The 23,753-nt window shown below is 61.2% G+C and carries 22 protein-coding genes; 14 read left to right on the plus strand and 8 right to left on the minus strand.

Features of this window, described 5'->3' with window-relative positions; translation table 11 throughout:
* Positions 1-4 precede the first annotated feature (4 nt).
* Positions 5-1,243: an OpgC family protein gene (locus OS035_RS13760; RefSeq protein WP_183778487.1), complete on the plus strand. Its 1,239-nt coding sequence runs from the start codon at positions 5-7 to the stop codon at positions 1,241-1,243.
* 51 nt (positions 1,244-1,294) lie between these two features.
* Here OS035_RS13760 and OS035_RS13765 read toward each other — a convergent pair whose 3' ends face one another.
* Both OS035_RS13765 and OS035_RS13770 read right to left on the minus strand, forming a co-directional pair.
* Entirely contained in the window at positions 1,295-1,648 is a 354-nt protein-coding gene (locus tag OS035_RS13765; RefSeq protein WP_097625027.1) for a VOC family protein, read from the minus strand.
* Positions 1,649-2,076: 428 nt separating this feature from the next.
* Positions 2,077-3,840 carry a glucan ABC transporter ATP-binding protein/ permease gene (locus OS035_RS13770; RefSeq protein ID WP_097625149.1) on the minus strand — a complete coding sequence of 588 codons (1,764 nt, stop codon included), beginning with the start codon at positions 3,838-3,840 and terminating at the stop codon, positions 2,077-2,079.
* A 322-nt stretch (positions 3,841-4,162) separates the two neighbouring features.
* Here OS035_RS13770 and OS035_RS13775 point away from each other — a divergent pair, with 322 nt between their 5' ends.
* The 3 genes from OS035_RS13775 (at position 4,163) to OS035_RS13785 (ending at position 9,441) form a co-directional block, all read left to right on the plus strand.
* Positions 4,163-4,918: a LuxR family transcriptional regulator gene (locus tag OS035_RS13775; protein ID WP_097625148.1), complete on the plus strand. Its 756-nt coding sequence runs from the start codon at positions 4,163-4,165 to the stop codon at positions 4,916-4,918.
* Positions 4,919-5,134: 216 nt separating this feature from the next.
* Positions 5,135-8,599: a pyruvate carboxylase gene (gene pyc, locus OS035_RS13780; protein WP_097625026.1), complete on the plus strand. Its 3,465-nt coding sequence runs from the start codon at positions 5,135-5,137 to the stop codon at positions 8,597-8,599.
* Between the two features lie 269 nt (positions 8,600-8,868).
* Positions 8,869-9,441 carry an NADPH-dependent FMN reductase gene (locus OS035_RS13785; RefSeq protein ID WP_097625025.1) on the plus strand — a complete coding sequence of 191 codons (573 nt, stop codon included), beginning with the start codon at positions 8,869-8,871 and terminating at the stop codon, positions 9,439-9,441.
* A gap of 44 nt (positions 9,442-9,485) precedes the next feature.
* Here OS035_RS13785 and OS035_RS13790 read toward each other — a convergent pair whose 3' ends face one another.
* The 4 genes from OS035_RS13790 to OS035_RS13805 form a co-directional block, all read right to left on the minus strand.
* Positions 9,486-10,250: an amino acid ABC transporter ATP-binding protein gene (locus tag OS035_RS13790; RefSeq protein ID WP_097625024.1), complete on the minus strand. Its 765-nt coding sequence runs from the start codon at positions 10,248-10,250 to the stop codon at positions 9,486-9,488.
* Complete coding sequence (locus OS035_RS13795; protein WP_064841116.1) at positions 10,247-10,927, minus strand: amino acid ABC transporter permease; 681 nt, start codon at positions 10,925-10,927, stop codon at positions 10,247-10,249. The genes OS035_RS13790 and OS035_RS13795 overlap by 4 nt, the downstream gene beginning before the upstream one ends.
* Before the next feature lie 207 nt (positions 10,928-11,134).
* Positions 11,135-11,908 carry an amino acid ABC transporter substrate-binding protein gene (locus OS035_RS13800; protein ID WP_331813805.1) on the minus strand — a complete coding sequence of 258 codons (774 nt, stop codon included), beginning with the start codon at positions 11,906-11,908 and terminating at the stop codon, positions 11,135-11,137.
* A gap of 153 nt (positions 11,909-12,061) precedes the next feature.
* Positions 12,062-12,919 carry a DMT family transporter gene (locus tag OS035_RS13805; protein ID WP_331813806.1) on the minus strand — a complete coding sequence of 286 codons (858 nt, stop codon included), beginning with the start codon at positions 12,917-12,919 and terminating at the stop codon, positions 12,062-12,064.
* A 202-nt stretch (positions 12,920-13,121) separates the two neighbouring features.
* On the opposite strand from OS035_RS13805, the gene OS035_RS13810 reads away from it, so the two are divergent.
* From OS035_RS13810 to hisC, 4 genes are all read left to right on the plus strand, one after another.
* Positions 13,122-13,898 (plus strand): DeoR/GlpR family DNA-binding transcription regulator, encoded by a 777-nt coding sequence (locus OS035_RS13810; RefSeq protein ID WP_097625021.1) that lies wholly within the window; start codon positions 13,122-13,124, stop codon positions 13,896-13,898.
* 64 nt (positions 13,899-13,962) lie between these two features.
* Complete coding sequence (locus OS035_RS13815; protein WP_097625020.1) at positions 13,963-15,156, plus strand: MFS transporter; 1,194 nt, start codon at positions 13,963-13,965, stop codon at positions 15,154-15,156.
* Between the two features lie 96 nt (positions 15,157-15,252).
* A complete protein-coding gene (gene ispG, locus OS035_RS13820) occupies positions 15,253-16,503 on the plus strand; it encodes a flavodoxin-dependent (E)-4-hydroxy-3-methylbut-2-enyl-diphosphate synthase (protein WP_331813807.1) in 1,251 nt (416 codons plus the stop codon).
* 16 nt (positions 16,504-16,519) lie between these two features.
* Positions 16,520-17,581, plus strand: coding sequence for a histidinol-phosphate transaminase (gene hisC / locus OS035_RS13825; protein WP_097625018.1), 1,062 nt, complete (start codon positions 16,520-16,522; stop codon positions 17,579-17,581).
* Between the two features lie 8 nt (positions 17,582-17,589).
* Here the strand turns inward: hisC and OS035_RS13830 are convergent, their stop codons facing one another.
* Complete coding sequence (locus OS035_RS13830) at positions 17,590-18,504, minus strand: polyprenyl synthetase family protein (protein WP_097625017.1); 915 nt, start codon at positions 18,502-18,504, stop codon at positions 17,590-17,592.
* 134 nt (positions 18,505-18,638) lie between these two features.
* On the opposite strand from OS035_RS13830, the gene mtgA reads away from it, so the two are divergent.
* From mtgA to OS035_RS13855, 5 genes are all read left to right on the plus strand, one after another.
* Positions 18,639-19,376, plus strand: a complete 738-nt coding sequence (gene mtgA / locus OS035_RS13835) for a monofunctional biosynthetic peptidoglycan transglycosylase (protein ID WP_183778468.1) — start codon at positions 18,639-18,641, stop codon at positions 19,374-19,376.
* 95 nt (positions 19,377-19,471) lie between these two features.
* Entirely contained in the window at positions 19,472-20,194 is a 723-nt protein-coding gene (locus tag OS035_RS13840) for a DUF1868 domain-containing protein (RefSeq protein WP_183778466.1), read from the plus strand.
* A 13-nt stretch (positions 20,195-20,207) separates the two neighbouring features.
* Positions 20,208-20,855: a glutathione S-transferase family protein gene (locus tag OS035_RS13845; RefSeq protein WP_310805813.1), complete on the plus strand. Its 648-nt coding sequence runs from the start codon at positions 20,208-20,210 to the stop codon at positions 20,853-20,855.
* A 155-nt stretch (positions 20,856-21,010) separates the two neighbouring features.
* A complete protein-coding gene (gene rpmF, locus OS035_RS13850) occupies positions 21,011-21,196 on the plus strand; it encodes a 50S ribosomal protein L32 (protein ID WP_003543812.1) in 186 nt (61 codons plus the stop codon).
* A 143-nt stretch (positions 21,197-21,339) separates the two neighbouring features.
* Complete coding sequence (locus OS035_RS13855) at positions 21,340-21,747, plus strand: hypothetical protein (protein ID WP_003589652.1); 408 nt, start codon at positions 21,340-21,342, stop codon at positions 21,745-21,747.
* Here OS035_RS13855 and phaR read toward each other — a convergent pair.
* Positions 21,742-22,314 (minus strand): polyhydroxyalkanoate synthesis repressor PhaR, encoded by a 573-nt coding sequence (gene phaR / locus OS035_RS13860; protein ID WP_003583046.1) that lies wholly within the window; start codon positions 22,312-22,314, stop codon positions 21,742-21,744. The two genes, OS035_RS13855 and phaR, sit on opposite strands and share 6 nt — an antisense overlap.
* A 238-nt stretch (positions 22,315-22,552) precedes the next feature.
* Between phaR and OS035_RS13865 the strand changes: the two genes are divergently transcribed.
* A complete protein-coding gene (locus OS035_RS13865) occupies positions 22,553-23,734 on the plus strand; it encodes an acetyl-CoA C-acetyltransferase (protein WP_097625013.1) in 1,182 nt (393 codons plus the stop codon).
* Positions 23,735-23,753 lie beyond the last annotated feature (19 nt).

Below are 23,753 nucleotides of genomic sequence, written 5' to 3' on the forward strand. Positions count from 1 at the left end.
ACCCATGGCTAGCACGCCGACCGAAGCCATTGTCACCGGGCGCAGTTCCCTATCCGCAACTGCGCCGATGCGTGACACCAGGCTCGATGTCTTGCGCGGCGTGGCGCTGATCATGATCTTCATCAATCATGTTCCCGGACAGATCTTCGAATATGTGACGACGAAGAATTTCGGCTTCTCGGATGCTGCCGAGGCCTTCGTGCTGATCTCGGGCATAGCCGTCGGCCTTGCCTATGGTTCCGGGTTCCGGCCGGGCAACCGGCTGAAGATGGCGGTCAAGGCGGCAAAACGTGCCTTTACGCTCTATCTCGCGCATATGATTACCACCTTCATGACACTGGCGCTGTTCATCTGCGGCGCATGGCTGTTTCACCGGCCGGGCCTGCTGGTCGAAATCAACATTCTGGCGGTGCTGATGAACCTGAAGGAGGGTATTCCGGCGCTGCTGCTGCTCGGCCATCAGATCGGCTACAACAATATCCTGCCGATGTACGGCGCCTTGATGCTGATGGTGCCGATCATCCTGCTCTTGAATGCGCGCAGCCCGTTGCTGGCGCTCGGCGTTTCCGGCACGGTCTGGCTGCTTGCGGGCATTTATCAGGTGGCGCCGCACAACATGCTGATCGAGAGCTATTGGTTCCTCAATCCGCTTTCCTGGCAGTTCCTGTTTACGATCGGCATCGTTTCGATGCTGCATATCAAGCGGGGCGGCACGATCCCGCGGCATCCGCTGCTGTTTGCGGCCGCTGCCGGCTACGTCGCCCTATCCTTCGTCTGGGTGACCGGCCATCTCTGGGCCTTCGGCAATTCGCTGGCAGCCCTTGGCCTGCCGCCTGTCATCACCGGTTTCGACAAGACCTTCCTGTCGCTGCCGCGGCTGCTGCATGTGCTGGCGCTGACCTATCTCGTCATCAGCATTCCGGCGCTCTCACGCATTCTGCGCCGCCCTGCGGATCATCCGCTGACCATCCTCGGCCGCCATTCGCTCAACATTTTCGTCGCCGGCACGATCCTCGCCATGATCGGCCAGGTGGTGCTCTATATCACCAACAAGGACCCGCTGGTCGGCCCGCTGTTCGTGATCGCGGGCGTCGCGACGCAATTCGCCTATGCCTATTATCTCGAACGCAAGCGCCAGCAGGGCAAGGTCAAGGGGAAACTCGTCACCGAGCCCGCCAGCATCCCGGTGCCCGTCCGTATCGGCGGAACGGCCAACGCCTATCGCCGCAACGAACGGAAATAGGTCTCGGATGCGGCTGCCAGATGAAGGAGCCGGTGGCCGATGGCCGCCGGCTCAATTTTTATGGACGAGAATGTTCACCAGCTTGCCCAAGGGATCGCGTACATAAAAGCGCCTGACGCCCCAAGGTTCGTCGGCCGGCCCATACTCGATCGCAAAACCGGCAGCCGACATCGCCTCGAACACGGCATCGAGCTCATCAACTTCGATCGATAGATCGGGCACCGGCGTTCCGGAACCGCCCTCGGTAGCGATGCTCAGCTGAACGTTCATCGGTCTCGCGGCGCCGAAGGTCGTGATCCAGCCGTGATCCATGACGACGTCAAGACCGAGGATATCCTGATAGAAGCGCCGGGCCGGCGTGATGTCGGGTGTCTGGATATTAGCGACGATGCGCAAGACCTTCATGGGCTTTCCTTCCGATGCTTGCTGACAAGGCGGAAGGTAGGAAGATCGGCAGGGTGGTCAATCGGGGTTTGGCTTAGAATGGCGACGCGGCGGAGTGTAGGCCCCCTCTGCCCTGCCGGGCATCTCCCCACAAGGAGGGAGATCGGCTGGGCGCGATGGTTTCCCCAAGCAATGACCAACTGATGTTCCGCACCGCAGTAGAGAGGGATTGAGGGTCAACCACTGGCCAATCTCCCGCCTTGTGGGGAGATGCCCGGCAGGGCAGAGGGATAGCCACACGGCAAACTGCCAATGCATTATTGTCCATATCAGCAGTGGGAGAAAGCAAAGTCCTAAAGCGTGGCATATGAAGGCGCGCCTAACCCAGCCCAACAAAAAAGGCCGGAAGGGAGCTACCCTTCCGGCCTTTGTCTTGAAAACCGAACCGATCAGGCGGCTTCGGTTGCGTGGGCCTTGCGGACTTCTTCGTCCGTCAGGATGCCGCTGGCGCGCAGCAGGGCGGCGAAGCGGCCGTTGCTGTGGCTTAGTTCATCGAAGCTGCCCTGTTCGACGACGCGGCCGTCATCCAGGAAGAGCACCATATCGGCTTCGCGGACCGTCGACAGGCGGTGGGCGATGATGAAGGTGGTGCGATTCTCACGCAGATTGTCGATCGCGACCTTGACGCGGTTTTCGGTCTCGACGTCGAGCGCCGAGGTCGCCTCGTCGAGCACCAGGATCGGCGCGTCCTTGAGGATGGCGCGGGCAATCGCGATGCGTTGGCGCTCGCCGCCGGAGAGCTTGTTGCCGCGTTCACCGACATGCGTATCGTAGCGATCCTCACGGGTCTCGATAAAGTCGGCGGCGGCGGCGGCTTCGGCCGCACGGCGCATTTCCTCTTCGCTCGCACCTTCGCGGCCGAGGCGGATATTCTCGCTGATCGAGCGGTTCAGCAGGCCTGCGTCCTGGAAAACGGTAGCGATGTGGCGACGCAGCGACTTGCGAGTCACCTTGGTGATGTCGGTGCCGTCGACGAGGATCTGGCCGCCCTGGGCGTCGTAGACGCGCTGCAGCAGATTGACGAGCGTCGTCTTGCCGGCGCCGGTCGGGCCGACGATCGCAACCGTCTGGCCTGCCTTCACCGAGAAGGAGACATTGTGCAGGCCCTGCGAGCTATTGCCGAAGCCGAAGGAGACGTCGCGGAATTCGATCGCACCCTTGACGTCCTTGATCTCGCCATTGCCGGCCGGTTCTTCGCGTTCACGCACCGAGTCTTCGAGCACATAGAATTCCTCGAGCTTGGAACGGGCTTCGAAAATCTGCGTGGCGAACTGGCGCATCAGGTCGAGGCGGCCGATCAGCAGGTTGGCAAAGCCGATGAAGGCGATGACGTCGCCGACGCGCAGCTGGCCGGCCTGGACGAGCATGGTGCCGATGATCAGGACCACCATCATCGCAATTGTCGAGGCCATGCGGTTCAGCGCGCTGGCGATCGCCCACCAGTCGAGCACCGGATACTGGGCTTCGAGCAGGCGGTCGGCAAAGGATTTCAGCGCCCGGGTTTCAGCCTCGATGCGGTTGTAGCTGTGCAGGACCGAAACGTTGCTGATCGAGTCGCTGACATGCGAGAAGACCGTGTGATAGTGGTTTTCGACCGAAGCCTGACCGTCCTTGGTGCGGCTCATGACGACGCGGCCGATCAGCCAGTAGGCGACGGCGAGCACCATGAGCACCGCGGAAAGGCGCAGGTCCATCGACATTGCGGTCGGGATCAGAAGGGCAAGCGCGATGACCGTCGACAGGTGGTTGCGCATGAATTCCAGCCAGAGGCCGAACAACGTCTCGCAGGCGCGCAGCAATGTATGCAGCGCGTTGGAGGTACCGCGCTGATGGTGCCAGCCGAGCGGCATGGAAATGATCCGGCCGAAGGCTTCCGTCAGCAGCGTCGCCCGCCGGCCATGGGCCAGCCGGTCGGCCTCGCGGGCGACCAGGACAAAGGCGACGGTGTTGAAGACGGCGAAAGTCGCCCACATGAAAAGGATGGGCTTGACCTCACCCTTGCCGGAAATCGCATCGATAATGCGACCGAACAGGATCGGCTCCGCGATGGTAATCGTTGCCAGAACGATGTTTGCCACCACGACCAGGGATACGCGCAGCTTGTAGGCGCCAAGATAGCGCAGAGCTCTTGCATAGACCTTGAATAGCGTCACGTCGAACCTCTTGTGCATCTGCGAAAACGGGATGATGCCATGCTACAAAAGGCTACCTGAACCGGCGATTAACGGAGTATTCAGGGTTCAATCCAGGCGACGATTCACCCCATCGTACTATCGCAGGATGCGACGAGATAGGCTATGGCGCTGAAATTGTTACTCGGCTATATCCCCGCAACAATTTGCGCTTGCATTTTAATAAATTTTTAGCGCAGCATTAAATTAGAGACTGCATTTTTTGAGACGACCGTTTCGCGACCCATTTGAAAGCCGCCGACGGCCTCGGATGCGGGCGTCACGTCCGGGCAAGGGGCATTTTGTGAATATTAATTTGTTAATTCAATTGCTTATAGTTCTGGAAGAATCGCCGAACTCTCGGGCTGTGGTGACCGAGCTCGAACGGGTGATCGACGATAGCGGCTTCGAATATTACGGCCTGCTGCGCTATTTGCCGCAAAATCCTGTGCAGCGGAATCCGGAACCTCGGGCGGCGGCGCTTGCCGATCGCTGGCCGGAACAATGGCCGCAAATCTATTCCGCGAAAAAATATGTCATGATCGATCCGATGGTGCGCTATCTCGCCCATGCCCAGCGGCCTTTCCGCTGGCGGGAAAGTTTGGCAGCCTTCGGCAAGGATGCGCAGCGGCGCCGCATGGAGCAGATGATGGTCGATGCTTTCGGTCACGGACTGGAAGACGGTTATATCTTTCCGGTCCACGGACGGAACGGCATTCTCGGCAGCCTCAGTCTCGCCGGCAAACCTGTCGAGCTGTCGCCGGTGGAGATCGCCTTGTTTGAAGCGGTGGCGCGCAAGAGCTTCTGGCGATTGCTCGAACTGAAGGACGAGGCGCAGGCGCTGGAATCCGTGCTGCCGGCCGACACGCCGCTGACGCGACGTGAAATGGAGATCCTGCATTATCTCGCCGAAGGCATGACCTCGATGGAAATCGGCAAGGTGCTGAAGATCTCAAACCACACCGTGGACTGGTATATGAACGGCTTGCAGAACAAGCTGAAGGCGAAAAACCGGCAACAGGCGGTGGCGCTTGCCTTTCGTCACCGGCTGATAAGCTAAAGCAGCCTGCTGACAATATAAGCGATTTTCATACTACCTCTTTGATTTCGATCAGGATTCGGATCTGGGCCGATCCGGCGAGGCTGCATCCGCATCCAGAATGGCGAGAAATTGCATTTCGCAGTCGCAAGAGAAATTGAACTTCCTGTGACAAGAAGTTAAGAATTTCCTTCGCGGGTGCAGCATGCCCGCGTCTGAACGTCTGAGGAGACCGTTTTGCCCATTTCCAAGATTCTCGTTGCCAATCGCTCCGAAATTGCCATTCGCGTGTTCCGCGCGGCCAACGAGCTTGGAATAAAAACCGTGGCGATCTGGGCTGAGGAGGACAAGCTGGCGCTTCATCGCTTCAAAGCGGACGAAAGCTATCAGGTCGGCCGCGGCCCGCATCTGGCGCGTGATCTAGGACCGATCGAGAGCTATCTGTCGATCGACGAGGTGATCCGCGTCGCCAAGCTCTCGGGCGCCGACGCCATTCACCCGGGTTACGGCCTGCTGTCGGAAAGCCCCGAATTCGTCGATGCCTGCAACAAGGCCGGTATCATCTTCATCGGCCCGAGGGCCGATACGATGCGCCAGCTGGGCAACAAGGTTGCCGCCCGCAATCTGGCGATCTCGGTCGGTGTGCCTGTCGTGCCGGCGACCGAGCCGTTGCCCGACGATATGGCCGTGGTGGCGAAGATGGCGAAAGAGATCGGTTATCCCGTGATGCTGAAGGCCTCTTGGGGCGGCGGCGGGCGCGGCATGCGCGCCATCCGCGACCCGAAGGATCTTGCCCGCGAGGTGACCGAGGCCAAGCGCGAGGCGATGGCCGCCTTCGGCAAGGACGAGGTCTATCTGGAAAAGCTCGTCGAGCGCGCCCGCCATGTCGAAAGCCAGGTTCTCGGCGATACGCACGGCAATGTCGTGCATCTGTTCGAGCGCGACTGCTCCATCCAGCGCCGCAACCAGAAGGTTGTCGAGCGGGCGCCGGCCCCTTATCTATCCGAGGCGCAGCGCCAGGAACTTGCCGCCTATTCGCTGAAGATCGCCGCGGCGACCAATTATGTCGGTGCCGGTACCGTCGAATATCTGATGGATGCCGATACCGGCAAATTCTACTTCATCGAGGTCAATCCGCGCATCCAGGTCGAACATACGGTGACCGAAGTCGTCACCGGCATCGACATCGTCAAGGCGCAGATCCACATCCTTGACGGCGCCGCGATCGGTACGCCGGAATCCGGCGTTCCCGCTCAGGCCGACATCCGTCTCAACGGCCATGCGCTGCAGTGCCGTATCACCACCGAAGATCCGGAGCACAACTTCATTCCGGATTATGGCCGCATCACCGCCTATCGCTCGGCCTCCGGCTTCGGTATCCGCCTTGATGGCGGCACCTCCTATTCGGGCGCCATCATCACCCGCTATTACGATCCGCTGCTCGTCAAGGTCACGGCCTGGGCGCCGAACCCCTCCGAAGCGATTTCCCGCATGGACCGGGCGCTGCGCGAATTCCGTATTCGCGGCGTCGCCACCAATCTGACCTTCCTCGAAGCGATCATCGGCCACCCGAAATTCCGCGACAACAGCTACACCACCCGTTTCATCGACACGACGCCGGAGCTCTTCCAGCAGGTCAAGCGCCAGGACCGCGCAACGAAGCTGCTCACCTATCTCGCCGACGTCACCGTCAACGGCCATCCCGAAGCCAAGGACCGACCGCGGCCGCTGGAAAATGCTGCCCAGCCGGTCGTTCCCTATGCCAACGGCAATGGCGTCAAGGACGGCACCAAGCAGCTGCTCGACACGCTCGGCCCGAAGAAGTTCGGCGAATGGATGCGCAATGAGAAGCGCGTGCTCCTGACCGACACGACGATGCGCGACGGCCACCAATCGCTGCTCGCCACCCGCATGCGCACCTATGACATCGCCCGCATCGCCGGCACCTATGCGCATGCGCTGCCGAACCTGCTCTCGCTTGAATGCTGGGGCGGCGCCACCTTCGACGTCTCGATGCGCTTCCTGACCGAAGATCCGTGGGAACGGCTGGCGCTGATCCGCGAGGGCGCGCCGAACCTGCTCTTGCAGATGCTGCTGCGCGGCGCCAACGGCGTCGGCTACACCAATTACCCCGACAATGTCGTCAAATACTTCGTCCGCCAGGCGGCCCGCGGCGGCATCGATCTCTTCCGCGTCTTCGACTGCCTGAACTGGGTCGAGAACATGCGGGTGTCGATGGATGCCATCGCCGAGGAGAACAAGCTCTGCGAGGCGGCGATCTGCTATACCGGCGATATTCTCAATTCCGCGCGCCCGAAATACGATCTGAAATATTATACCGACCTTGCCGTCGAGCTGGAAAAGGCCGGCGCCCATATCATCGCGCTCAAGGACATGGCCGGCCTGCTCAAGCCCGCGGCGGCGAAGGTGCTGTTCAAGGCGCTGCGCGAGGCGACCGGCTTGCCGATCCATTTCCATACGCATGATACGTCGGGGATTGCGGCGGCAACCGTGCTTGCCGCGGTCGAAGCCGGCGTCGATGCCGTCGATGCGGCGATGGATGCGCTCTCCGGCAATACCTCGCAGCCCTGTCTCGGTTCGATCGTCGAGGCGCTGCGCGGGTCGGAGCGCGATCCGGGCCTCGATCCGGAATGGATCCGCCGCATCTCCTTCTATTGGGAGGCCGTTCGCAACCAGTATGCCGCCTTCGAAAGCGATCTGAAGGGGCCGGCCTCGGAAGTCTATCTGCATGAAATGCCGGGCGGCCAGTTCACCAACCTCAAGGAGCAGGCCCGCTCGCTCGGTCTGGAGACCCGCTGGCACCGGGTGGCGCAGGCCTATGCCGACGCCAACCAGATGTTCGGCGATATCGTCAAGGTGACGCCGTCTTCCAAGGTGGTCGGCGACATGGCGCTGATGATGGTGTCCCAGGACCTGACGGTTGCCGACGTCGTCAGCCCCGAACGCGAGGTCTCCTTCCCGGAATCGGTCGTCTCGATGCTGAAAGGCGATCTCGGCCAGCCGCCGTCGGGATGGCCGGAGGCGCTGCAGAAGAAGGCGCTGAAGGGCGACAAACCCTATACAGTGCGTCCCGGCTCGTTGCTGAAGGAGGCCGATCTCGATGCCGAGCGTAAGGTCATCGAGACGAAGCTGGAGCGGGAGGTCAGCGACTTCGAATTCGCTTCCTATCTGATGTATCCGAAGGTCTTCACCGATTTCGCGCTCGCTTCCGATACCTACGGCCCGGTCTCGGTGCTGCCGACGCCTGCCTACTTCTACGGCCTCGGTGATGGCGAGGAGCTGTTTGCCGATATCGAACGCGGCAAAACTCTTGTCATCGTCAACCAGGCGATGAGCGCCACCGACAGCCAGGGCATGGTCACCATCTTCTTCGAGCTCAACGGCCAGCCGCGCCGCATCAAGGTGCCGGACCGCGCCCATGGGGCGACGGGAGCAGCGGTCCGCCGCAAGGCCGAACCCGGCAATGCCGTCCATGTCGGTGCGCCGATGCCGGGCGTCATCTCGCGCGTCTTCGTCTCCTCAGGCCAGGCCGTCAGCGCCGGTGACGTGCTCGTCTCGATCGAGGCGATGAAGATGGAAACGGCGCTGCATGCCGAGAAGGACGGCACGATCGCCGAGGTGCTGGTCAAGGCGGGCGATCAGATCGACGCCAAGGACCTGCTCGTCGTCTACGGCGGCTAAGCAATTCGGCCTGCCGGAGCGCTCGACGTCGCTCCGGCAGCGCATCATTCGTGATCAATCACCCGATTGTGTGCGTTCGGCCGACGGGAATGCGGAACTTTTGACCGTTTCCTGCAGCCCCCGGCTTGCCGGGCATGGGGCTTATTTCCTAGAAATGGCGGGCGCATAACCCTAAAGGATTATACGCCATTGAAAGCGAGGAGCGTTCGTAGCGCGTCCTATCGGCCGTAACGTTCCAGCAAACCCGTCATTCAACAGGAAAGATCCCCATGAGCAAGCTGAAGATTGCCGTCATTGTCGGCAGCACGCGTATCGGCCGTTTCGCCCAGCACCCGGCCAAGTGGATCGCTGACCTCACCGGCCAGCGTTCCGATCTGGACGTCGAGGTTCTTGATCTTTTCGACTATCCGATGCATTTCTTCGGCGAAGAGCGCGCCACCACGGCGGAAAGCGAATCCGCCGAGCGCTGGAAAAAGAAGCTGCGCGAATTCGACGGCTTCATCTTCACCGTCGCCGAGTACAACCATGCTCCGACGGCGGTTCTGAAAAACGCGATCGATCTCGGCGAATTCATCCAGAAGCCGGTCGGTTTCGTTGGTTACGGCGGCGTCGGTGGCGCACGGGCGGTCGAGCAGCTGCGGCTGATCTTCGTGGAAATGAGCGCTGCTTCCGTCAAGACCGGGGTCCACATCGCATTCAGCGAATACCTTGCCGTTCTCAAGGAGGGCAAGGGCCTTGGCGACTACCCGCATCTCAACGAAGCCGCCAAGAACCTGCTTGACCAGATCACCTGGTGGGGCAATGCGCTGAAGGCCGCGCGCGCCGTCGTCACGGCCTCCTGACCGGTATTCCGGCAATGCCGGGATGGCAGCATCCCGGCATTGCCTCAGATATCGTAGGTATGGGCGGCGGCGTTGATCGTCGAGATGAAGCGCTTGGTGCGTTCGCGTTCCGGCGCAGTAAAGATCGCCCTGGCGCTGCCCGTCTCGACGACGCTGCCCGCTTCCAAGAAGACGACGTCATTGGCGATCTTCGAGGCGAGCCGGAGATCGTGGGTCGCCATCACCATCGTCGTGCCCTCGCGGGCAAGCTGACCCAGTACGTCGACCACTTCGGCCGAGAGTTCCGGATCGAGCGCCGAGGTCGGCTCGTCGCAGAGAAGTACGCGCGGCGACGGCGCCAAGGCGCGTGCGATCGCCACACGCTGCTGCTGACCGCCTGAGAGCGTCGACGGCCAGGCGTCGGCCTTGTGGGTCATGCCGACCTTGGTCAACAGCTCCATAGCGCGTTCACGCGCCTTTTCCCGCGGCCATTTCAGCACTGTCACCAAGCCCTCCATGACATTCTCGATCGCGGTCTGATGCGGGAAAAGCTGAAAATTCTGGAAGACCATGCCGGTCTGGCGGCGGATCTTCTGGATCGCCTGCCAGCTCGTTCGTTTGCCCGGGGCAAAGGACAGCGTTTCTACGCCGAGTCGGATCGCGCCTGATGTCGGGATTTCGAGCAGGTTGATGCAGCGCAGCAGCGTGCTTTTGCCGCCGCCTGAGGGGCCGACCAGCGCGGTGACGCTGCCTTCGGGAATACGGATGGTGATATCCTTGAGGATGACGGCGTCGCCGAAGCGCTTTTCGATGTTGGAAAGCTCGATCATGCATTGGCCTCCAGCATGCCGCCATACCGTGCGAAGCGGCGTTCCAGCCGTACCTGCAGCTGCGAAAGGACGGAGCTCAGCACGAGATAGAGCAGCGCCGCCTCGATATAGAGGATCAGCGGCTCATAAGTGGTGGCAACGATGCGCTGCGCCGCCTGGAAAAGCTCCGGCACGGTGATGGCGGCGGCCAGCGAAGTATCCTTGACCAGCGAGATGAAGGTGTTCGACAGCGGCGGCACGGCGACGCGGGCGGCCTGCGGCAGGATGGTGCGGCTCATTGCCTGCCGCCAGCTCATGCCGATCGAATAGGCGGCCTCCCACTGGCCCTTGGGCACCGAGGAGATGACGGCGCGAATGATCTCGGAGCTGTAGGCGCCGATATTCAGGGTAAAGCCGATCAGGGCGGCGGGAAAGGCATCGAGCAGAATGCCGATGCTCGGCAGGCCGTAGAAAATCACGAAGAGCTGCACGAGCAGCGGCGTGCCGCGGATGACCCAGACATAAAAACGGGCGATGGCCGCGACAGGTCCCGGGCCGAAAAGCCGGGCAATCGCGGTGATCAGGCCGAGGATCAGGCCGAAGACGAAGGACAGCAGCGTGAGGGGAATGGTAAAGATCAATCCCGCCCAGAGGAGCGAGGGGAGCGATTCCGCCATCAGTTGAAGCCAGTGGGGCAAAGGGGTGCTCCCTCTCGTGGATTGGTGCGTTCGAGCTGTACCCCTCCCCAACCCCTCCCCACAAGGGGGAGGGACTTGCCCAGTCTCTCGCCGCGCGAAATAGCAGCCGAACTGCGGGCCGAAACGGTTATTTTGAGATGAGGCGGTCCGCCTTCGAAATCCCTCCCTTGTGGGGAGGGGTTGGGGAGGGGACTTTCTTGAATGGACTTACTTCGAAACGTCCTGGCCGAAATACTTGTCGGCGATCTTCTTATAAGTGCCGTCGGCCTTGATGTCGGCGAGCGCCTTGTTGATTTCGGCCAGAAGCTCCGGCTCATTCTTGCGGATGATGACGCCGGAATAATCGGCATTTTCCTGTTCGGCGGCGATCTTCACCGGCGCGTCCGGCTTGTGCTTCTTGAAATCGAGGAAGGAGAGGCTGTCGTTGATCGTCGCGTCGGCGCGCTTGGTCAGCACGAGCTGGATCGACTGGTCGAAACCATCGGTGCCGACGAGTTCGGCGCCGGCTTCGGTTGCGATCTTGCCGAAGTTGCTGGTCAGCGACTGGGCGGATTTCTTGCCCTTCAGGTCTGCGAAGGTCTTGATGCTGTCGTCGCCGTCGCGGACGATCAGCACGGCCTTGGAGGCGATATAGGGCTCGGAGAAATCATATTTCTGCTTGCGGGCTTCGGTGATGCCGACCTGGTTGATGACGGTGTCGTAGCGCTTGGCATCGAGGCCGGCGATCAGGCCATCCCACTTGCCTTCGACGAACTCGGCCTTGACGCCGAGCTTGGCAGCGATCGCTTCGCCGATCTCGACGTCGAAGCCGACGAGCTTGCCGCTTTCGTCATGATAGGTGAAGGGCACATAGGTGCCCTCGGTACCGATCTTGAAGACGCCGGCCGATTTGATGGCGGCGAGGTTTTCGCCGGCATGGGCGGGCAGGAGGGCGGCGGCCTGAATGAGGGCGGCTACGGCGACGGTTTTCAACCAGTTCATTGTTTTATCCATCCTTGGGAGGTTGTCATCGGATGAGGGATAGTTCGCAGAAATTTAGGGCGCCGGAAGCGTAAAAAACTGCGAATAAAAGCAGCAACTGCAAATATTTTTCTCAAGCGGCCGTCTGAGCTGTGAATCCTGCAGAAACGGGCATCACGCCGCGATGCGGCGGCGCAGCTTTTCGCTGACGATGATAATCAGTCCGGCGGCGAGGATCATGGCCGCGCCGAATACGACATTGGGCGTGGGGATATCGGCCCATATCAGATGACCCAAGAGAAAGGCCCAGACGAGGGAAGTATATTCGAACGGCGCGAGCACGGAGACCGGCGCCTGCCGCATGCCCTCGAAGAGAGCGAACTGCGCGGATCCGGCGACGACGCCGGTGGCAATGAGAAGCGGCAGCTGTGCCATGTCGGGGGTCTTCCATGTGCAGAGAACGGCAACACCGGTCATCACAAGGAAAAAGACGTTGGAAACGGTAAGCTGGACGATGGTTTTCTCGTGCAGCGAAGTCTTGCGCAGCAGCACCATGGCCGAGGCCCAGAGAACGGCTGCCTGCAGTGCCAGGTAAACCGGCCAGGAAATGGTGAGACCGATGGGGTTGTAGGCAATTAGCACGCCGACGAAACCGACGCCGACGGCAAGCCAGCGCGCAGGCGTGACCTCTTCTTTCAAGATGAGCCATGCAAGCACGGTGCCGACGATGGGTGCTGCGTAATAGAGCGTCGTCACTTCGGCCAGCTGCAGGCGGCTTGCCGCGGAATAATAGGAAAGCCAGGCACAGAGAAGAAGGATGCTGCGGGCGATCATCGGCTTGATGATCGGCGATCGCATCGTCTGGCGGACGAGCTTGCCGCGGCCAAAGGTAAGGATGGTGAGACTGCGGAAAAACAGGATCTGCCAGACCGGAATGCTTGAGGTCAGGATCTTGATAATCGCATCATGGAATGTGAACGCCATATAGGCGAGGCTCGTGAGCAGGATGCCCAGGCTGACGGAGTTTTTCACGGGAGCGCACCAGATGGCAGAATGCCGGCGGGGAAGTGGGGAATGGTCGATCGATAGGCCTCTTGACCGGTCAATAGGCGATCTTTCGCATGGTGGAGCTTTGTTTCACAACGTCAGGAAATGTGTGTTTGTGCATATTGTGTGCCGGATCATAAGCGTTTATGCACGTTTCTAGTTTCACAGATTTCAATCCGGTAAAAACATGCAGGATTTTTTGTTGCGCGAGCGCCAGGGCGTGATTTCCGAGAGGCTGCGGCTGAACGGCCGCGTGCTGGCGACGGAACTTGCGCTCGAATTCGGCGTCTCCGAAGATACGGTGCGGCGCGATCTGCGCGAAATGGCCGCGGCAGGGCTTTGCGAGCGGGTCTATGGCGGCGCATTGCCGATCTCGCCGGCGCATGGAAGTCTGACACAGCGGATCGGTTTTGCCGTTGACCGGAAACGGGCGCTGGCGCGCGCTGCGACACAGCAGATTGCCGCCGGTTCGACGGTATTCTTCGATGCCGGCAGCACCAATCTGGCGATTGCCAACGCACTGCCGGCTGAACTTGCGCTGACGGCTGCAACGAATGCGCCGGCGATCGCCGCGGCGCTGATCGACAAGCCTGCCGTCAACGTCATTTTGATCGGCGGAATGGTGGACCGGCAGACGGGCGGTTCGCTCGGTGCCAAAGCCTTGCGGGATATGGAGCAGATTTCGCCCGATCTCTGCATTCTCGGCGCCTGCGGCGTCGATCTTGAGGCCGGCATCACCGTGTTCGGTTTCGAAGATGCCGAGTTCAAGCGCTATGCGGCGTCGCGAAGCAGAAAGGTATTGGTGGCGGCAACCTCGGAGAAATTCGGCACTGCCGCCCCCCATAGCATTCTGCCAGTTGCCCATTGCGAATGCCTGGTGGTCGAGCACGATGCCGATCCGGCCATTCTCGCCGATTACCGCGCGCGCGGATGCAGGACCGTCGTCGCCGAGAAAACGAACTGAGACCCTCGTCATCGAGTTTAGGGAAACCGGGCGTGCAAGCCCGGCAATGAGGAAAGACCGAGAAATGGACAGTCATGTGAATGCGCCGCCGGCAGCTCGAAGCGGCTTCATCACCAGAAGCAGGGCGGCGGTTTCCCTGCTCTTTCTCATGAACGGCTTCGTCGTCGGCTGCTGGGCGCCGAAGATCCCGGATTTTGCCGAGCGGTTGGCGCTCTCCAAGTTCGAACTCGGGCTGATGATCCTTGTCTTCGGCGTCGGCTCGCTGGTGATGATGCCGATCGCCGGGGCGCAGATTGCCAAACACGGCTCGCGTATCGTCGTTCAGCTGCTGGCTGTCTGCGTGCTGCCGCTGCTCCTGGCATTGACGCTCGCGCCGAATGTGATCACCGGGGCAATCTCGCTCTTCCTGTTCGGCGGTTTTATCGGCGCCATGGATGTGGCGATGAATGCCAATGCCGTGTCGGTCGAAAAATCCATGCGTCGCTCCATCATGTCGTCCTGCCACGCTTTCTGGAGCCTCGGCGGGCTGATCGGCTCGGGTCTCGGCGGCATCGTGATCTCCAAGCTGGGCATTCTCGGCCATGCCGAACTGGCGACGGTGCTGGCGGCGATCTTTCTCGCGATCGCCTGGCCAATGATCCTGGCCGATCCGCCGCATCCCGATGCCAAGAAGGAAAAGACCAGGCTGCCGATGGTGCCGCTGCCGTGGCTGCTCGGATTGATGGCCTTGTTCTCCATGGTGCCGGAAGGCGCGGTTCTGGACTGGGGCGCGCTCTATCTCCGCCAGGAAATGGATGCCTCCGTGGCGCTCTCCGGCCTTGGTTTTGCAGCCTTTTCGGCGACGATGGCAATCATGCGCTTTGCCGGCGACCTGGTGCGCGACCGTCTGGGCGGCGTCAAAACGCTGCGGATCTGCACCGTGTTTGCCATCGTCGGCATGCTGCTTGCAGGTCTGGCGCCGAATGCGGAGATTGCCATTCTGGGCTTTGCCTTTTGCGGCATCGGCATCTCCAACATGGTGCCGATCGCCTTCTCGGCGGCGGGCAACATTCCCGGCCTCAAGCCCGGCATCGGCATCTCGGTCGTCACGACCATGGGCTATTCCGGCATGCTGGTTGCGCCGTCCTTGATCGGCTTCGTCGCCGAGCATGTCGGCTTTGCGGCGGTCTTCATGGCGCTGCCGGTACTCCTGCTCGTCGTTCTGCTGTTCTCCAAACTAGCCCGTTATGCCGACGGAGTCTCCGGCGGCGGCCATTAAGCCGCCTCCCAACAAAAGTGATATCAGGAGCGGTTGACAAGAAAGCAGTCATGATCCACCTGAAAGGCACTGTTTTCAGGGGTCCAGGAACTCTTAATGTCTCCAATTGCCGATTTTGATCCGAAACCGCGCCGCGCATCCGTTGCCGTCGATGTCGGCGGCGTCATCGTTGGCGGCGGGGCGCCGGTCGTCGTGCAATCGATGACGAACACCGATACGGCCGATATCGATTCGACCGTCGCGCAGGTCGCCGCACTCCACCGGGCTGGCTCGGAGCTGGTGCGCATCACCGTCGACCGAGACGAAAGTGCGGCCGCCGTGCCGAAGATCCGCGAGCGGCTGTTGCGGCTCGGCATGGACGTGCCATTGATCGGCGACTTCCACTATATCGGCCACAAACTGCTTGCCGATCATCCTGATTGTGCCGCAGCGCTGGCGAAATACCGCATCAACCCCGGCAATGTCGGCTTCAAGGACAAGAAGGACAAGCAGTTCGCCGAGATCATCGAGATGGCGATCCGCTATGACAAGCCGGTGCGCATCGGCGTCAACTGGGGTTCGCTCGATCAGGATCTCCTGACGGCGCTGATGGATGAGAATGCCGCAGCCGGCTCGCCGTTTTCGGCCCGGCAGGTGACGCGCGAGGCGATCGTGCAATCGGCGCTGCTTTCGGCGGCCCTTGCCGAAGAGATCGGCTTGCCGCGCAACCGCATCATCCTGTCGGCCAAGGTCAGCCAGGTCCAGGACCTGATCGCCGTCAATTCCATGCTCGCCGAGCGTTCCAATCACGCGCTGCATCTCGGCCTGACCGAAGCCGGCATGGGCACCAAGGGCATCGTCGCTTCGTCGGCGGCGATGGGCTTCGTGCTGCAGCAGGGCATCGGCGATACGATCCGCGTGTCGCTGACACCGGAGCCGAACGGCGACCGCACGCGCGAAGTTCAGGTGGCGCAGGAAATCCTGCAGGTCATGGGCTTCCGCCAGTTCGTGCCCGTCGTTGCCGCCTGTCCCGGCTGCGGACGCACGACGTCGACGGTGTTCCAGGAGCTTGCTCAGAACATCCAGAACGACATCCGCAAGAACATGCCGGTCTGGCGCGAGAAATATCCGGGCGTCGAGGCGCTGAACGTTGCCGTCATGGGCTGCATCGTCAACGGACCGGGCGAAAGCAAACATGCCGATATCGGCATTTCGCTTCCCGGCACCGGCGAGACTCCGGCAGCCCCCGTCTTTATCGACGGCCGGAAGGCGCTGACGTTGCGCGGTCCCAATATCGCCGCCGACTTCGAGGCGCTCGTCGTCGACTATATCGAGAAGCGTTTCGGCCAGCGGACGGCGGCGGAATGAAGGTCGGCGAATTCGCATGAGCCGCTACTGGTCGCCCATCGTCAGCAAGCTCCGACCCTACGTCGCCGGGGAGCAGCCCCGCATTCCCGGTCTGGTCAAGCTCAACACCAACGAGAACCCCTACGGGCCGTCCCCGAAGGCGATCGAAGCGATCGGCCAAGCGGCGGATGATCGTTTGCGGCTCTATCCCGATCCGGCGGCGACGGAATTGCGCGAGACGATCGCTGCCCGTCACGGCCTGACGGCGGATGAGGTCTTCGTCGGCAACGGCTCCGACGAGGTCCTTGCGCATACGTTTCAGGCGCTGCTGAAACATGAGCTGCCGCTTCTCTATCCCGATGTGAGCTACAGCTTCTATCCGACTTATAGCCTGCTATACGACATCGAAGCGATCGAAGTGCCGGTCGATGACAAGTTCCAGGTCCGGCTTGCGGATTACGACAGGCCGTGCGGTGCGATCATCATACCCAATCCGAATGCGCCGACCGGCATCGGCCTGCCGCTTGCCGACATAGAGGCGCTTGTCGCCGCCCATCCGGATGCGGTCGTTGTGATCGACGAGGCTTATGTCGATTTCGGCGGTGACAGCGCCATTCCGCTCATTTCCAAATATCCCAACCTGCTTGTCGTTCAGACCCTGTCGAAATCCCGCTCGTTTGCGGGCCTGCGAGTCGGCTTCGCGCTCGGACAGCGGGACCTGATCGAGGCGCTGGTGCGCGTCAAGGACAGCTTCAATTCCTATCCGCTCGATCGCCTGGCGCAGGTTGCCGCAACGGCAGCGATCAAGGACGAGGCGTGGTTCGAGACATGTCGGAGGAAGCTGATCGCCAGCCGGAACGGTCTCGTCCGGGACCTCGAAGCGTTGGAATTCGAAGTGCTGCCGTCTCAGGCGAATTTCGTTTTCGCAAGGCATGAAAGCCGGTCGGGTGCTGCGCTTCAAGCGGCTCTGCGGGAGCGTGGCGTTCTCGTCCGGCATTTCGCCAAGCCGCGCATTTCGGATTTCCTGCGCATCAGCATCGGCACGGACGAGGAATGCGCGCGTCTGGTTTCCGCCCTCAAGGAAATACTGGCAGCCTGAGTGACGCTTCAGCTCTTCCGGTCGGCGATGAAATGTGCCGCGGCGATCAGCGTCGAGGCGCGGGCGCCGTAGGGGGCAAGCAGCGCCTCGGCATCGCGGACATGCTGGCGGAGCTGCTCCTCGGCCCATTCGATGCCATGCAGCGCCACGAGCGTTCCCTTGCCGCGGGCCGCATCCTTGCCGGTCGCCTTGCCCATGGTCGCGGCATCAGAGGTCAGGTCGAGAATGTCGTCGGCGAGCTGAAAGGCAAGGCCGATCTTTTCGCCGAAAGCACGCAGGCGGCGACGATCTTCCGGCGGACTCGCCGCGATGAGGGCGCCGGCTTCGCAGGCGAAGCGGATCAGCGCGCCGGTTTTCATCGCCTGCAGGCGGATGATGCCGGCCTCGTCAGGGGCTTGTTTTTCCGCCGCGAGATCAAGCGCCTGGCCGCCGGCCATGCCGCCGAGACCGGCGGCGCGGGCAAGCGCCAGCACCAGCGAGGCCTTGCTCGTATCGGCAAGCGTAGTTTCCGGCGCGGCGATGATATCGAAGGCGTAGGTCAGCAGGCTGTCGCCTGCGAGGATCGCGGTGGCTTCATCGAACTTGATATGAACGGTCGGTTTGCCGCGGCGGAGATCATCATCGTCCATGGCGGGCAGATCGTCATGCACCAGCGAATAACAGTGGACGCATTCGAGTGCGGCGCCGACGCGGCGTGCGGCCTCGGCATCACCGCCAAGAAGGGCGGCGCTTTCGACCACCAGGAACGGGCGCAGCCGCTTGCCGCCGTTCAGCACGGCATAGTGCATGGCGCTGCGCAGCGTCTCGGGCCTGGCGATTTCGTCGGAAAGGGCGTTCGGTAAAAGCAATGCATCGAGCAGCGCCTCGATCTCGCGGGCGTTGTTCTTCAGCCTCGTCTCGAAAGTGTCCCGGTTCGCATCCATGGGCGCTGTTTGGCATGAGCGCCCCCGGGCTTGCAACGGAATTGTCGATGGCGCGGCAAGATTCGCCACGCACTCTGGCATAAGCGGCCTACAGGCGTTATGAGAACGACAGGAGCGAAATCGGGTTGGGGACATTGGATATAGCGCCGGAGAGAGAGGACATCGCCGACATGCCGGCTCGCCGGCAATGGTTCGGAGACCGGCGCGTGTTGAAACGCATCGTGCTTGCCGTGCTGGCGCTGGTGATCCTTCCTTACGCGCTGATCTTTTTCTACGTGCTGCCGTTCATTCACCCCGTCTCGACGCTGATGCTGCGCGATCTCGTACTGCTGCGCGGCTATGACCGCAGATGGGTGTCGCTTGATGAGATCGCCCCGGTTGTGGTGCAGTCGGTGATGATGTCCGAAGACGGGCAATATTGCTTTCACGGCGGTGTCGACTGGGCGGAAATGCGCATGCTGGTCGAAGATACGCTGAAGGGCCAGGCAACGCGCGGCGGCAGCACCATCCCGATGCAGACGGCGAAGAACCTCTTTCTCTGGAACAGCCGCTCCTTCGTGCGCAAGGCGATGGAGCTTCCGCTGGCCGTCTCCACGGATTTCGTCCTGTCGAAACGGCGGCTGATGGAAATCTATCTCAACATCGCCGAATGGGGTCCGGGCATTTACGGCATCGAGGCGGCGGCTCAGCATCATTTCAAGGTGCCGGCCTCGAAGCTGACACGGCGCCAGGCATCGCTGCTTGCGGTCTCGCTGCCGAACCCGATCGACCGCAATGCCGGCAAACCAGGCCGCGGCCTTCGCCGGCTTGCCGGCGTGATCGAGAGACGCGCACAGGGTTCCGGCGATTACATCAAATGCATCTATGAGTGAGAGCAGAACTTGTCATTGGTAGCCTCGAGCGTCATCTGACATTCTTGGTTCTGCCATATGGGCGGTGCAGTCCAAACAGAACCTTCGAGTCGCCCATGACCGCTACGATGTTTTCTCCCGAGCTTCTCCTCTATTCGAAGACGCACAATCCGAACCCGCCCGCCCATCTCGGCAGCCGTTATCGCAAGGTCGGCGGCTTTTTGCCTGAAGCCGGGAACACCATCGTCTGCCATGCCGAGAAAGGCTCGCGGACGCAGACGGTGCTAATCGAGGCGCGGGAGAAATATCTGGCGATGCCGGAGGCCCAGCAGTTCCTCTTCACGCCGATATCGAGCCTTCACATGACGCTTTTCGAAGGCGTCATCGAGACCAGGCGCCGGCAGGATTTCTGGCCGGGCGATCTTCCGCTTGAGACGCCGATCGACAACATGACCGAACTGATGGCGGCGCGGCTCGAAGGTTTTTCGATGGCCGACCCCTTCAATGTCGCCGTGGTCGAAGCGCGCCCGTCGGGCCTGCTCCTCGACGGAGCGACGGAGAACGACCGCAAGGTCATGCGCGCCTGGCGCCACGCGTTTGCCGATCTCCTCGGCTATCGCCAGCCGAACCATGAAGACTACAAGTTTCACATGACCTTCGCCTATGCGATCGAACGGCTGGAGGACGAAGCCTTGCCGCGCTGGCAGGCGATGCTCGATGACGTTGCCGAGGACATCCGCCGCAAGGCCCCTGTTTTCGAGCTGACGCTACCGGCATTCTGCGTTTTCGAGGACATGAACCATTTCCACGAATTGCTGATTTTCGATTTCGACGCCTGAACGGGAGAAGCCCATGGATAGACCGACGCTCTATATCGCCAACAAGAACTATTCCTCCTGGTCTTTCCGGCCGTGGATGGCACTGACGGGCCTCGGTATCGATTTCGAGGAGGTCCTGATCCCCTTCGACGACGCAGCCGGCAATCCCAATATCAAGGCCGTGTCTCCGACCGGGCGGGTGCCGCTTCTGCAGCATGGCGCGTTGAAGATCTGGGAATCGCTGGCGATCATCGAATATGCCGCCGAGCTGTATCCGGACGCCGGTCTTCTGCCTGCCGATCGCGCCCAGCGGGCGCTCGCCCGGTCGGTTTCGATGGAGATGCTCTCGAGCTTCCGGGCTCTGCGCAGCGCCTGCCCGATGAATATCCGCCGGCCGAAGGCGAGGATCGCGCTGCCGGATGGTGTCGATACCGATATCAGCCGAATCGAGACGATCTGGCGGGATCTCTTGCAGCAATCCGGCGGGCCGTTTCTCTTCGGCGCGTTCGGGGGCGCAGATGCGATGTTTGCGCCCGTCGTCAACCGGTTCGAGATCTATGATCTGGTCGACCGAAGCGATACACTTGCCTACATGCAGACCATGAAGGCGCATCCGGCTTGGCGCAAATGGGAAGAGGCGGCGCGCGCCGAGCCTTGGGTTGTGCCGGAAGACGAAGTCTGAGGTGGGAATCATCGGCGTGTCAAAAAATATGCATGGGGACTGGTCAAGGCCGCGCCTTGCATGTATAAGCGCGCAAAATTCCGAAATCGCGACATGTCCGTTTCGGCCGCCAGTCTGGCCGTGGGAATGTTTTGCCCGCAAGTGGAGTAATAGAAATGGCTGTACCGAAGAGAAAAACAAGCCCGTCCAAGCGCGGTATGCGCCGTTCGGCTGATGCGCTGAAGGCTCCGACCTATGTCGAAGACAAGAACTCCGGCGAACTTCGCCGTCCGCATCACATCGACCTGAAGACCGGCATGTATCGCGGCCGCCAGGTTCTGACGCCGAAGGAAAGCGCATAATTTCCGATTCGGCTCGTCCGATCGAACGCTTAAAGGCCGGCGTCACGCCGGCCTTTTCATATTCAGCGATATAATATTTGCAATGACTTGCGGTGGGGCAATGCTTTGCGGCAGTATTCTTCCAGCCGCCAAGGAGATTGCCGATGATAGCTGCAATGCCGCTGATGATTATCCCGTTCGTTCTCTACAACCTGGCGATGCTCGGCCTGATGGGCGAGGGCGGTATTCCGGCGCTGCAGCATGACGTCATCGTGTTGTCGATGATATCAGGCGCGATCTGGAGCATGGCGCTCGGCGATCTTTTCATCGTCATCGCGCTCGTCGTGCTGTTCTTCGAAATCCTGAAAGCGACCAGAACGGGTCCCGGCAACCTCATCAACCACATATTGTCGATGCTGGTTTTCATCGCCTTCCTGGTCGAGTTTCTGCTCGTCCGAGATGCTGCAACGCAGGTCTTCTTCATTTTGATGACGATCGCTCTGATCGATGTGATTGGCGGGTTTGCCGTGTCGATCCGGAGCGCCGGACGGGATGTCTCGATCGGATTATAGGTTGTCGAGTTTGTTCTGAAGGGCGCGGAGCTGTTCCTTCAGCTCATCGATATCCTTGGCCTCGGCCTTGCGGCTTTCCTTGGCCGGCGGCGTCATGAAGGGCGAGAACATCTGCATCGCCTGCTGAAACAGCTCGGTGTTGCGGCGAACCTGGTCCTCGACCATCTGCATCGGCAGTTGCAGGTTCTTGCCGAGCGGCGTTTCACCGAAGGCCCGGTTTACCTGCTCGCGCATCTGGGATTGCTGTTCGCTGAAGGCGCGCATCGAATGTTCGAGAAAGCTCGGCACGACCATCTGCATCTGGTCTCCGTAATAGGTGATGAGCTGGCGCAGGAAGGAGATCGGGAGAAGCGTGTTGCCGGTCTTCGATTCCTGCTCGAAGATGATCTGGGTCAGCACCGAATGAGTGATGTCATCTCCGCTTTTTGCATCCTGGACGGTAAATTCTTCGCCCTTCTTCACCATCTCCGCCAGGTCTTCCAGCGTGACGTAGGTGCTGGTGCCTGTATTGTATAGGCGGCGATTGGCGTATTTCTTGATGACTATCTGACCCTCATGCTTCGCCATATCAGTCTCCTGGACCCCCGTCTGAATTATGGATATTCCTCCACTTCAGACTGTAAACGCAAAAGAAGGCCGGTGACAATCTCTTTGTGCGATGCGGCAAACCTTTCACAGAGCAGATGAATTCGGGCTTTCGCGTTCGTGCCGAAAAATGACCCCGGCCGGTCTTCGCGTTTGACTTGCGCTCCAAGCTTTGCCAGTTTCCTCTTATGTAAGTGAGACGAAAACGAGGAGCGTCCCCATGAGCAATTCATCCATCGTCATCGCCAGTGCAGGTCGAACGGCCGTCGGCTCGTTCAACGGCGCTTTCGCAACGGTTCCGGCGCATGAGCTCGGCGCGGCCGTCATCAAGGGTGCGCTCGCGCGCGCCGGCGTCGATGCCGGCGAAGTGGATGAGGTGATCCTCGGTCAGGTGCTCGCTGCAGGCGAGGGCCAGAACCCGGCGCGCCAGGCGGCGATAAAAGCCGGCATTCCGAAGGAGGCGACAGCCTGGGGCGTCAACCAGCTCTGCGGTTCGGGTCTGCGCGCCGTCGCGCTCGGCATGCAGCAGATCGCCACCGGCGACGCCAAGATCATCGTTGCCGGCGGCCAGGAATCCATGTCGATGGCACCGCATGCCATGCACTTGCGCGGCGGCGTCAAGATGGGCGACGCCAAGATGGTCGACACCATGATCAAGGACGGCCTGACCGATGCGTTCCACGGCTACCACATGGGCATCACCGCCGAGAATATCGCGCGTCAGTGGCAGCTTTCGCGTGACGAGCAGGATCAGTTCGCCGTCGCCTCGCAGAACAAGGCGGAGGCGGCGCAGAAGGCCGGCCGCTTTGCCGACGAGATCATCCCCTACATCATTCAGACGCGTAAGGGCGACGTTACGGTCGATGCCGACGAATATATCCGCCATGGCGCCACGCTGGAGGCGATGGGTAAGCTGCGCCCGGCCTTCGACAAGGAGGGCACGGTGACGGCAGCGAATGCTTCCGGCCTCAACGACGGCGCCGCTGCCGCGGTGCTGATGAGCGAAGCGGAGGCGGTCCGTCGCGGTATCCAGCCGCTCGCCCGCATCGTCTCTTGGGCGACCGCCGGCGTCGATCCTTCGATCATGGGCACCGGCCCGATCCCGGCGTCGCGCAAGGCGCTCGAAAAGGCCGGCTGGTCGGTCGGCGATCTCGATCTCGTCGAAGCCAACGAGGCTTTCGCGGCGCAGGCCTGCGCCGTCACCAAGGATCTCGGATGGGATCCTGCGATCGTCAACGTCAACGGCGGGGCGATCGCGATCGGCCATCCGATCGGCGCTTCCGGCGCGCGCGTTCTCAATACGCTGTTGTTCGAAATGAAGCGCCGCGGCGCCAAGAAGGGGCTGGCCACGCTTTGCATCGGTGGCGGCATGGGTGTCGCCATGTGCTTCGAAGCACTTTAAACAGCATACGATCCGTCAT

Origin of the sequence: Rhizobium sp. 268 (assembly GCF_036571585.1) — a bacterium.
Taxonomy (GTDB): Bacteria; Pseudomonadota; Alphaproteobacteria; order Rhizobiales; family Rhizobiaceae; genus Rhizobium; species Rhizobium redzepovicii.